We start from the raw sequence: 10,440 nt of genomic DNA, 5'->3' as shown, positions 1-10,440 counted from the left end.
ATTATGCATATATATTAAAAATATCTAAAAATATTGTATAAAAATTAAAAGGGGCGAATGAGATGAAAAAAGGGTTAATTGGTTTGGTAAGTGTGGTAGCGTTGATGGTGTTAGGAGCATGTAGTTCATCTACGACAAGTTCCTCTAGTTCTTCCAGTACGAAGTCTTCTTCAGATGCCTCCAATCAATGGAGTGAAATTAAAAAAGCGGGTGTCATTAAAGTTGGAACTTCTGCAGACTTTGCACCATTTGAATTTCATACCATGGTGAATGGGAAAGACACGATCGTCGGTGCCGATATTGATATGATGGATGCAATCGGTAAAGAATTAGGGGTAAAAGTAGAATACGTCGATATGGATTTCAATGCCGTACTAGCTTCACTAGAGCAAGGTCAAGTTGACATTGCGGTCTCGGGTATTTCAGCGACGGATGAACGAAAGAAGACTTTCGATTTTTCGGTCAATTATTTTACACCTGAGCAATTAGTAGTTGTCAATAAAGCCAATGTCAGTAAGTATACGACTTTAGATAGTTTAGCAAACAAAAGAGTTGGCGCCCAAAAAGGCTCCATTCAAGAATCGATTGTTAAAGATCAACTGCCAGATTCCCAGATTGTTTCTTTAGCGAAAGTGCCGAATTTAATGGTTGAGTTGAAGCAAAATTCCATTGATGCTGCGGTCGTCGAAAGTGCCGTTGCTCAATCTTATGTGGCTCAAAATGACGATTTAGCAATTGCTGATGCCAAATTGGAAACGGCTGAGGGAGATGCTTATGCCATTGCAATGCCAAAAGGAAGCACAGAACTTGCAGACAAAATCAATTCAGCTTTAGAAAAAATGATTGCTGACGGTACGATCAAAGAATATGTACAAAAAAATACAGACTTAGCAAACGAAAATGCATCAAATTAAGAGAAGAGGGTAGCACATGGATTATTCATTTTTAAAGGAGTATTATTCTTATTTTCTTTCAGGTTCCGTCATAACAATGATGATTTCAGTCGTTACGATTGTTTTTGGTACAGTTTTTGGCGTTATTTTAGCCTTGATGAAACGGTCGAGCATTGCTCCTTTAAAATGGGTAGCATCTACTTATATCGCTGTCTTTCGAGGAACACCCATGCTTGTTCAAATCTTAATTGCCAACGGTTTGTTTCACCAAGTAGTCACGCTGCCACCTGTTACAATTGGTGTATTGCAAATTGATTTTAGCCGATTATTTCCAGGAATTTTAGCTTTGTCATTGAACTCTGGTGCCTATGTCGCTGAAATTGTTCGTGGTGGCATCAATGCGGTTAATAGTGGGCAATTTGAGGCTGCGCGATCATTGGGGATGAATGGAACGCAAACGATGCGTTACATTATTTTTCCGCAAGCATTACGCAATATCTTGCCATCGCTTGGCAATGAATTTATTGTCTTAATCAAAGATTCTTCCTTGCTTTCAACGTTGGGGATTTATGAATTAATGAATAGCGCGCAGATTGTGATTACTTCTTCGTTCATTCCCTTAAAACCACTCTACGTGGCAGCGGTTTTGTATTTCTTTATGACGTTTGTGACCTCACAGCTATTAAAATTATGGGAAAACAAGTTAGGTAAAGGCTACATTCAAGTCCGGTAAATCTGAAGACTTGTTTTGTGCTACTAAATCCTGACGTAAAAGATAGCAATTACGAAAAGATCAGAAATACCCAAAAGTACGAGAGCTAACTTCTGGGTGTTTTTGGTCTTTTTGCTTGTAGCGGAACAATTCTGTCACATCTCTTTTTCTTTTTGTCAATTCTTTAAATTTATAGGTATAATGAGTTGAACGATTAATGGTTAAATATGAGGTGAAAAAATGGAAACAAAATATTGCAAGGAATCAAAAGTTATTCAAACCCATCGCGTTTTTCCTTTTGATTTAAATCCGTTTGGGTATCTTTTTGGTGGTAAGCTAATGACCTACATTGACGATGCGGCTTCTATATCAGTATCACGGCATTGTCGGCGAGGTGCTGTAACAGCCTCAGTCGATCAGTTGACCTTTATTCATCCCCTGCATGCCAATCACTCTTGCTGCGTGGAAAGCTTTATTTCTGGTGTTCATCACCGCTCGATGGAAGTATTTGTGAAGGTTATCGGAGAAGATTTGGTGACCGGTGAGCGCTATTTGGCAGCGAGTTGTTTTGTTACGTATGTAGCGATTGTGTCATTTATGAATGAAGAGCCTGATTTCCAAGTGCCCTTCGTGGTTGCGCAAAGTGATGAAGAAAAAATGGTCTGCAGTGGCTACGAACAAAGACGAGCTACGAAAAAAATCGAGAGGCAAGCGGCCAAGCAATTCCATCAAAGTCTATCTGTTGACCTCCCTTGGATTCAATAAGGCACGAGAAAGGAAAAAATATGTACGATACACTATCTTTGGTTTCGCTTTTGAAAACTAAAAAAATCAGTCATCAAGAATTACTTGCGGAATGTATGAAATCAATAGGTGCGCAAAATGAACAATTAAACGCGTTGGTTCACTATGATCAAACAGCATATGTTGCGCAATTGCAACAGACCGATTGGCAAAACTTGCCATTTGCAGGGCTACCAATTCCATTAAAAATTCTAGGACACGTCAAAAAGGGATGGTCTGCATCAGCGAGTTCAATCCTTTTTAAAGATGAAAAGGCTAGTATGACAAGTCACTTTGTCCATCGATTAGAAACGCTGGGCTTTATCCCATTCGGTCAGACCAATGCGCCAGAGTTTGGCTTTAAAAATGTCACTGATCCGCAATTATATGGCGTATCCAAAAATCCGTGGCATACAGCATATTCTCCCGGTGGCTCAAGTGGGGGAGCGGCGGCGGCAGTCGCTTCTGGAATGTTTTCGATTGCCACAGCTAGCGATGGCGGGGGATCAATCCGCATTCCTGCTTCCTTTTCTGGGTTGATTGGCTTAAAACCTAGCCGAGGCGTGATGCCTGTTGGGCCAGGTGATTACCGTTCGTGGCAAGGGGCTTCAGTCAGTTTTGCGATGACCCGCTCAATGCGAGACACCGAGACGTTGTTTTATTTGCTAAGAGATAAGGAGAATCAATCACCCTATCAAGCACCATGGGCCGAGTGGCAGCATCATCAAGCGGCTCCCCATAAAAAAAGAAAGATTGGCTTTTTTATCGATTCACCAATTGGCAATAGGGTCAGTGAAGACGCCAAGCGAGTGATGAAACGGACGATTGACTTGCTTGTTCAACAAGGGCATGAAGTAGAAGAAGTTTCGTATCCAATCGATGGCAAAGCCTTGATGCAAGCCTACTATCGGATGAATGGTGCTGACACCGCTGCGATGTTTGAAAGTATTGAACAGCAAATGGGGCGTCCGCTTACAATGAAGGATATGGAATTAATGACTTGGGGGATTTATCAATCAGGAAAAAGAATGCGCGCTTCACAATATGTAGCATCATTACATGTGTGGGATCAAGCAGCTGTAAGTATGGAAGCATTTTTCCAAGACTATGATGTGTTGTTGTCACCATCCGCTACGACGACTGCTCCTAAGCTTGCGACCGATTTGCAAAGCGATGCTATTCGTGAACAACTGCATGCAATCCAAACACTACCTTTTAGTCAGACGGAAGAGGTCGTTTATAATATGTTTGAAAAAAGTCTTCATCTAACGCCGTACACCCAATTAGCTAATTTGACTGGTCAACCTGCCATTAGTTTACCGATGGGGGTGGCTGAAAATGGCTTGCCGCTCGGTGTTCAATTACAGTCAGCGAAAGGTCGCGAAGACTTATTATTCCAATTAGGTTATGAATTAGAGAATGAAGGAGCGTTTCAATTCTTGCATCCGACAAAGCAACTAGAAGTCACTCGCTCTTGAAATCTTTTAATTTAGGAATAAATCGTGTATAATCAGCGTATGAGGAGTACAATTGTACTCCTTCATTTTTTGGATAAGGAGTTACTATGTTCTCAAATTTTAAACCAACATGGATGGTGGATGCCATCTATCAAATTACCCCCGAACAACTAAAGAGACATGGCATTAAAGGTGTCTTAACAGATTTAGACAATACATTAATCGCTTGGAATAATCCAGATGGAACAGAGGAATTAAAAAGTTGGCTAAAGAGTCTACAAGATGCAGGCATTCCGGTCATTGTCATTTCAAATAATAATCACGCTCGTGTACGTGTGGCAGTTGAGAAATTCGAGGTAGATTTTGTTGCACGAGCATTGAAGCCTCTAGGAAAAGGAATTCGTGAAGGTGTTGAGCATCTAGGTCTGCCAAAAGAGGAAGTCGTAATGATCGGTGATCAAATTATGACTGACATTCGCGCAGCTCATCGTGTGGGTCTTCGCAGTATTTTAGTGCGACCAATCGTGCAAACAGATAGTTGGAAAACACAATTTAATCGCTTATGTGAACGTAAAATAATGAAGCATCTCCAAAAAAAGAATCCTGATATGATATGGCAAGGAGAAATAAAATGACAGAGCAGTGGCATTGTATAGGTTGTGGTGTGACCATTCAGACGACAGATCCCAATGAGTTAGGGTACACACCGAAAGCAGCAATTGAAAAAGGTCTTGAGAATGAAGAAATGTATTGTCAGCGTTGTTTTCGTCTAAGACATTACAATGAAATCCAAGATGTTGCCTTGACGGATAATGATTTTTTACAATTACTAAATGAAATTGGGAAAACAGATGCATTAATCGTTAATGTGGTGGATATTTTTGATTTTAATGGTTCATTGATTCCAGGTTTGCACCGTTTTGTTGGGGATAATCCCATTATTATGGTCGGCAACAAAGTGGATGTGCTTCCTAAATCACTAAAAAAACCTAAGCTGATTCAATGGATGAAAGAACGTGCCTTTGAAGAAGGGTTGCGTCCAGTAGAAGTTCTATTGACTAGTGCAAAGAAAAATCAAGAAATCACGCGTTTGTTAGCGACCATCGAGCAATACCGAAAAGGGCGCGACGTTTATATTGTTGGTGTAACCAATGTTGGTAAATCGACCTTAATTAACCAAATTATCCAACAAGCAACAGGTGTAAAAGAGTTGATTACGACTTCTCGTTTCCCTGGAACGACGCTAGATAAAATCGAGATTCCTTTAGAAGATGGAGCGGTAATGATTGATACACCAGGAATTATCCATCGCCATCAAATGGCCCATTATTTAGGGAAAAAGGATCTAAAAATTGTTGCACCACAAAAAGAAATTAAGCCCAAAACGTATCAATTGCAACCACAACAAACCTTGTTCCTTGGTGGCATTGCACGTTTTGATTTTATTAAAGGGGAAAAAAGTTCCTTTACTGCCTATCTTGCGAATGACTTACTCATTCACCGTACCAAGTTGGAGAAAGCGGATGCATTCTATGAAAAGCATGTCGGCAGATTATTGCAACCACCAGCTGAGGATGAACTAGCGGAGTTTCCTGAGTTGGTACGCTTTGAGTTTTCAATTAAGGAACGGTCAGATTTGGTCTTTGCTGGCTTAGGTTGGATTACTATCACTAAACCAGGCGTTATCGCTGGCTGGGCACCAAAAGGCGTGAATGTTGTCATTCGCAAAGCTTTAATATAAGAGGAGAATATTATGAACTTAACTGGAAAACAAAAACGATTTTTACGTAGCAAAGCACATCATTTAAACCCCATCTTCCAAATCGGTAAAGGTGGCGTAAATGACGCGATGCTCGTCCAAATCGGTGAAGCACTTGAAAAAAGAGAGCTGATCAAAGTCTCACTTTTACAAAATACAGATGAAGAAGCAAGCGATGTGGCAGCTGTGCTAGAAGAAAAAGTGGGCTGTAGCATTGCGCAAATCATTGGCCGTATATTGGTCGTGTATAAGCCATCTTCAAAAGAAAAAAACCAAGCTATCTCTAATGAATTAGCAAAATTGTAAGGGGGGACTTTTGATGAAGGTATGTCTGACAAAAGGTGTTGAAACCGAAAGTTTTCCTTATGCAGCAGATCACTCTCAAAGGAAACAAGTCGGCATTTTAGGAGGAAACTTCAATCCGATTCATCTTGCACATTTGACAGTTGCTGACCAAGTAGGGCATGCATTAGGACTTGAAAAAGTATACCTAATGCCTGAAAGTGAGCCCCCTCATGTGGATAAGAAACCGACCATTGCTGGCGCTCATCGGCAAAAAATGATTGAGTTGGCGATTGAAACGAACCCTTTATTGGCCATCGAGACAAGCGAACTTACTCGAGGCGGGAAGAGCTATACTTATGACACGATGAAAGACTTAACGGAGCAAAATCCTGACACGGATTATTATTTTATTATTGGTGGCGACATGGTTGCCTATTTGCCAAAATGGTACGAAATTGATGAGTTAAGTCAACTGGTTCGTTTCGTTGGTGTCAAACGCTCAGGATACCCGACAGAGTCACCTTACCCAATCATTTGGATTGATGTGCCGTTCATCGATATTAGTTCGAGTATTATTCGAAAGAAGCTACATGAAGGGTGCTCGACCAATTATTTTTTACCAAGAGAAGTTCAAAACTATATCACAAAAGAAGGTCTGTATCTTGATTGATTTTGTTGCTAATTATTCAGAAGAAGCCCGCCAGGAGTTAGTGCAGCACGTGAAAAGTCACATGAGCGAAAAACGCTTCAAACATGTGTTAGGTGTAGAAAAAGCCGCTATGCAATTGGCCAAAGACAATGGCGTTTCCGTAGAAAAAGCGAGTATCGCAGCTCTGACACATGATTATGCTAAAGAACGCTCACAAGCAGATTTTTTTGCTGTGATTGACTCAGAAGGGTTAGACCCAGATTTAAAAGAGTGGAGTAATGCAATCTGGCATGGTGTAGTGGGTGCATATTTAGTAGAACGAGAACTTGGAATTAATGATACTGATATTTTGCATGCGATCATCGTTCATACGACTGGTGCAGCTGAAATGACACCACTAGACAAAGTCATCTATGTTGCTGATTATATCGAGCCCGGTAGAGACTTTCCAGGTGTCAACAAAGCACGCGCACTAGCCAAAGAAAATTTGGATGCTGCAGTAGCCTATGAAACAAAACAAACACTTGCATTTTTAATTGAAAAAGAAGCACGTATTTACCCTAAAACGATTGAAACGTACAATCGTTGGGTAGCGCAAAAACAGTAATTTAGGAGGATTTATGATTACAAGCGAAAAAATGGTAGAACTTGCGGTCAAAGCTGCGGATTCAAAAAGAGCAGAGGATATTTTAGTATTAGATGTGAAAGAGGTGTCACTATTAGCTGATTACTTCATGATTTGCTCAGGAACAAATGAACGTCAAATTCAAGCGATTGCTGACACAATTATTGACAAAGAAAGTGAAGCACAAGTCCAAATCAAACAAATTGAAGGCAAAGATTCCGCAAAGTGGGTCTTGATTGATTTAGGCGATGTGATTGTGCATGTTTTCAGTCACTCAGAGCGTACGTTTTATAATTTAGAAAAATTATGGTCCGATGCACCTTTAGTTAACGTTAGTGAATGGATTGATGAGTAATGTCTTATGAGACGTTTGCCTTTGTCTATGACGAGGTAATGGATAGTCAGTTGTATCAGCGTTGGTTTGATTTCTCAAAGCGTCACTTAGGAAATCGCAACCAATTATTGGAATTAGCATGTGGCACGGGAGCATTAGCGGTCGAGTTTGCCGGTAAAGGCTACGACGTGACGGCTTTGGATCTATCAGAAGAAATGCTGATGATTGCTTCTCAACGAGCCCTTGAAGAAGATGTGACGGTTCAATTTGTCGAAGGTGATATGTTGGATCTGACCAATGTCGGAATTTACCAAGCCGTTACTTGTTTCTCTGATTCACTGTGCTATATGAAAGAAGAAGAGGATGTTCAGCAAGTATTTGATGGGGTCTATGGAATCTTAGAAGAGGATGGACGATTTTTGTTTGATGTTCATTCGACCTATCAAATTGATGAGGTATTTCCTGATTACAACTATCATTATCAGACTGATGATTTTGCATTTCTTTGGGAAAGTTATAAAGGGGAAGCGCCACATAGTATCGAGCATTTCTTAACATTTTTTGTAGCGGATCAAGAAGGAAAGTTTGAACGTGCAGATGAACTGCATCAGGAGCGAACCTATCCATTAGAAACATATGTCCGCATGCTTGAAAATGCAGGCTTTTCATCAGTGGAAACCTATGCTGATTTTATTGATAGTGAACCAAATGAAAAAAGTCGCCGTTGGTTTTTTGTTTGTCAAAAATAACGGGATAATAGTTAGAGCGGTTAGGATAAAAAGTTTAGCTCCGATGTAAGGAGTGCTGCTTTTAAAACACCGTCGATCCATAAAGGAGTGTGACGGACTTTTGTCACACTCCTTTTTCGAAAGTAAGAGAGGCGAGTAGCTGTGAAGGTATGTGGAATTATTGCCGAATACAATCCGTTTCATAATGGACATGCTTACCATGTCCAAATGGCGAGAGAAAAAACGAATGCTGACGTCATCGTCGCAGTGATGTCGGGTAATTTTTTGCAACGCGGAGAGCCAGCCATTATCGACAAATGGCAACGAGCACAAGCTGCAGTGGCTAACGGGGTGGATTTAGTGATTGAATTGCCTTTTGAGTGGGCGGTGCAATCAGCAGATTTTTTTGCAAGAGGTGCGATTCAGCTTTTGGCAGATATAGGCTGTACTGCGCTTTGTTTTGGTTCAGACTCTAGTCAATCATTTGATTATGCGCACTTTGGACAACTGTATAAAGAAAATAAAGCGAATATCCAAGAAAGCTTTAAACAAATAACTGATCCGCGGTTATCTTATGCACAAAAAATGATGCAAAGCATGACGAACCATTTTCCTGATATGAATTTTGAGGAAAATCAACCGAATCACATTCTTGCTTTGAGCTATGCAAAAGAGAATGCAGAATTAGTTCACCCAATGGAGTTGTTTGCAATCGACAGAAAGCAAGCCGAATATCATTCGACAGAATTAAAAGGAGAAATTGCAAGTGCTACGGCAATTCGTTTGGCCGTGTCTAATAAGCAATCTGTTTGTTCGTTTGTACCGAAAGAGACGATGATTTCTTTAGAAGCAAGTGTACATGACTGGGAGAGCTTATGGCCATTTTTAAAATACCGATTGCAAATGGATAGCCTAGAGCAGCTTAAAGGCATCTATCAAATGGTGGACGGGCTTGAGTATCGACTGCAAAAAAAGGCCAATGAATGCGCTGGCTTTTCAGAATTTATGGAAAGCGTCTCCTCTAAGCGTTATGCGAAAGCCAGAGTCCAACGACTTTGTCTATATACATTATTGGCAATTTCGACAGAACAAATGCAGGCGCAGTGGCAGCATCCAGCGATTCGGCCGTTAGCATTTAACGAAAAGGGGAAACAGATACTAAAACAGGCAAATGGAAAGCTGCCAATTGTTTCTCGCTTTGCCAAGAAAGAAGCGCAAGCCTTTCCATTGACACTGAAAGCAGACCGCATGTATCAGCTAGCTAATCCCTTGGTAGTAGAACAAAATTTTGGTCGCTATGCTTTTTTGAGTAAGAAACCATAACAAAATGCTTCACAAGTTGACCTAAGCCAAGTATAATAAGGACGATGTTTTACTGAATAAGAACGAAAAAATTGAAAGTGAAGTGAAATTATGGGTCGTAAATGGGCAAATATCGTAGCGAAAAAAACTGCGAAGGACGCAAATAATAGTAAAATTTATGCCAAATTCGGTATCGAAATCTATGCAGCAGCAAAATCAGGGGATCCAGATCCACATGCAAACCAAAAATTAAAATTTGTTATTGATCGTGCCAAAACATATAATGTACCAAAACACATTATTGATCGCGCAATTGAAAAGGCAAAAGGATCTGGTGACGAACAGTTTTCTGAGTTGCGTTATGAAGGATTTGGTCCGAATGGCTCAATGGTTATCGTTGACACATTAACCAATAATGTGAACCGCACAGCTGCAGATGTACGAGCGGCTTTTGGTAAGAATGGTGGGAATATGGGTGTCTCTGGTGCTGTTTCTTACATGTTTGATAACATAGCTTTATTTGGTTTTGCTGGTGAAGATGCAGATGAGATTCTTGAGTACTTAATGGAAAAAGATATTGATGTTCGCGATGTGACTGCGGAAGAGGATCAAATCTTTGTTTATGGTGAACCTGAAGATTTCCACGAAATTCAAACAGCATTGAATGAAAAAGGAATCACTGAATTTAGTATCGCTGAAATGCAAATGATTCCTCAAAACGAAGTTACTCTCGCGGGTGATGATTTAGAGAAGTTTGAAAAAATGATCAGCGTCTTAGATGATTTAGAAGATGTGCAAAATATTTACCACAATGTGGAATTAGACGAAGAATAAAAAGGCTGAGACAGAACTGTCCAGTAACAAGTAAATAGACCAGAAAATTCAGAAGGTATTTCTTACCTTTGAATTTTGG

At 40.3% G+C, this 10,440-nt stretch carries 13 protein-coding genes; all 13 read left to right on the top strand.

All coding sequences use genetic code 11. The features are described from left to right. The first annotated feature begins 62 nt into the window (after positions 1–62). On the top strand, positions 63–914 hold the full coding sequence (locus tag HMPREF9088_RS07440) for a transporter substrate-binding domain-containing protein (RefSeq protein ID WP_007208581.1): 852 nt from the start codon (positions 63–65) through the stop codon (positions 912–914). Positions 915–930: 16 nt separating this feature from the next. Then, positions 931–1,626: an amino acid ABC transporter permease gene (locus HMPREF9088_RS07435; protein ID WP_007208580.1), complete on the top strand. Its 696-nt coding sequence runs from the start codon at positions 931–933 to the stop codon at positions 1,624–1,626. A gap of 219 nt (positions 1,627–1,845) precedes the next feature. Further along, the gene (locus HMPREF9088_RS07430) at positions 1,846–2,370 is read left to right on the top strand and encodes an acyl-CoA thioesterase (protein ID WP_007208579.1); all 525 of its coding nucleotides are present in this window, start codon (positions 1,846–1,848) and stop codon (positions 2,368–2,370) included. 20 nt (positions 2,371–2,390) lie between these two features. After that, on the top strand, positions 2,391–3,866 hold the full coding sequence (locus HMPREF9088_RS07425) for an amidase (protein ID WP_040366776.1): 1,476 nt from the start codon (positions 2,391–2,393) through the stop codon (positions 3,864–3,866). 86 nt (positions 3,867–3,952) lie between these two features. Further along, on the top strand, positions 3,953–4,480 hold the full coding sequence (locus HMPREF9088_RS07420) for a YqeG family HAD IIIA-type phosphatase (RefSeq protein WP_007208577.1): 528 nt from the start codon (positions 3,953–3,955) through the stop codon (positions 4,478–4,480). Beyond that, the gene (yqeH, locus tag HMPREF9088_RS07415) at positions 4,477–5,586 is read left to right on the top strand and encodes a ribosome biogenesis GTPase YqeH (protein ID WP_040366774.1); all 1,110 of its coding nucleotides are present in this window, start codon (positions 4,477–4,479) and stop codon (positions 5,584–5,586) included. Before HMPREF9088_RS07420 ends, yqeH begins: the two co-directional genes overlap by 4 nt. 12 nt (positions 5,587–5,598) lie before the next feature. After that, entirely contained in the window at positions 5,599–5,910 is a 312-nt protein-coding gene (gene yhbY, locus HMPREF9088_RS07410) for a ribosome assembly RNA-binding protein YhbY (protein WP_007208575.1), read from the top strand. 13 nt (positions 5,911–5,923) lie between these two features. Further along, positions 5,924–6,559: a nicotinate-nucleotide adenylyltransferase gene (locus HMPREF9088_RS07405; RefSeq protein WP_007208574.1), complete on the top strand. Its 636-nt coding sequence runs from the start codon at positions 5,924–5,926 to the stop codon at positions 6,557–6,559. Beyond that, entirely contained in the window at positions 6,549–7,145 is a 597-nt protein-coding gene (gene yqeK / locus HMPREF9088_RS07400; RefSeq protein ID WP_040367356.1) for a bis(5'-nucleosyl)-tetraphosphatase (symmetrical) YqeK, read from the top strand. The genes HMPREF9088_RS07405 and yqeK overlap by 11 nt, the downstream gene beginning before the upstream one ends. Positions 7,146–7,176: 31 nt before the next feature. Then, positions 7,177–7,518: a ribosome silencing factor gene (gene rsfS / locus HMPREF9088_RS07395; RefSeq protein WP_081457080.1), complete on the top strand. Its 342-nt coding sequence runs from the start codon at positions 7,177–7,179 to the stop codon at positions 7,516–7,518. Next, positions 7,518–8,246, top strand: a complete 729-nt coding sequence (locus tag HMPREF9088_RS07390; RefSeq protein WP_007208571.1) for a class I SAM-dependent DNA methyltransferase — start codon at positions 7,518–7,520, stop codon at positions 8,244–8,246. Before rsfS ends, HMPREF9088_RS07390 begins: the two co-directional genes overlap by 1 nt. A gap of 141 nt (positions 8,247–8,387) precedes the next feature. Continuing rightward, the gene (locus HMPREF9088_RS07385) at positions 8,388–9,548 is read left to right on the top strand and encodes a nucleotidyltransferase (RefSeq protein WP_007208570.1); all 1,161 of its coding nucleotides are present in this window, start codon (positions 8,388–8,390) and stop codon (positions 9,546–9,548) included. 90 nt (positions 9,549–9,638) lie between these two features. Next, positions 9,639–10,361, top strand: a complete 723-nt coding sequence (locus tag HMPREF9088_RS07380) for a YebC/PmpR family DNA-binding transcriptional regulator (RefSeq protein ID WP_007208569.1) — start codon at positions 9,639–9,641, stop codon at positions 10,359–10,361. Positions 10,362–10,440 lie beyond the last annotated feature (79 nt).

The organism is Enterococcus italicus DSM 15952, assembly GCF_000185365.1.
GTDB lineage: Bacteria > Bacillota > Bacilli > Lactobacillales > Enterococcaceae > Enterococcus_G > Enterococcus_G italicus.
This window is presented reverse-complemented; position numbering and strand designations above follow the sequence as displayed.

Coding starts and splice junctions, on each gene's coding strand:
- HMPREF9088_RS07425 (WP_040366776.1), top strand. CDS start 2,391: ATGTACGATACACTATCTTTGGTTTCGCTTTTGAAAACTAAAAAAATC.
- HMPREF9088_RS07430 (WP_007208579.1), top strand. CDS start 1,846: ATGGAAACAAAATATTGCAAGGAATCAAAAGTTATTCAAACCCATCGC.
- yhbY (WP_007208575.1), top strand. CDS start 5,599: ATGAACTTAACTGGAAAACAAAAACGATTTTTACGTAGCAAAGCACAT.
- yqeH (WP_040366774.1), top strand. CDS start 4,477: ATGACAGAGCAGTGGCATTGTATAGGTTGTGGTGTGACCATTCAGACG.
- rsfS (WP_081457080.1), top strand. CDS start 7,177: ATGGTAGAACTTGCGGTCAAAGCTGCGGATTCAAAAAGAGCAGAGGAT.
- HMPREF9088_RS07435 (WP_007208580.1), top strand. CDS start 931: ATGGATTATTCATTTTTAAAGGAGTATTATTCTTATTTTCTTTCAGGT.
- HMPREF9088_RS07380 (WP_007208569.1), top strand. CDS start 9,639: ATGGGTCGTAAATGGGCAAATATCGTAGCGAAAAAAACTGCGAAGGAC.
- HMPREF9088_RS07405 (WP_007208574.1), top strand. CDS start 5,924: ATGAAGGTATGTCTGACAAAAGGTGTTGAAACCGAAAGTTTTCCTTAT.
- HMPREF9088_RS07440 (WP_007208581.1), top strand. CDS start 63: ATGAAAAAAGGGTTAATTGGTTTGGTAAGTGTGGTAGCGTTGATGGTG.
- HMPREF9088_RS07390 (WP_007208571.1), top strand. CDS start 7,518: ATGTCTTATGAGACGTTTGCCTTTGTCTATGACGAGGTAATGGATAGT.
- HMPREF9088_RS07420 (WP_007208577.1), top strand. CDS start 3,953: ATGTTCTCAAATTTTAAACCAACATGGATGGTGGATGCCATCTATCAA.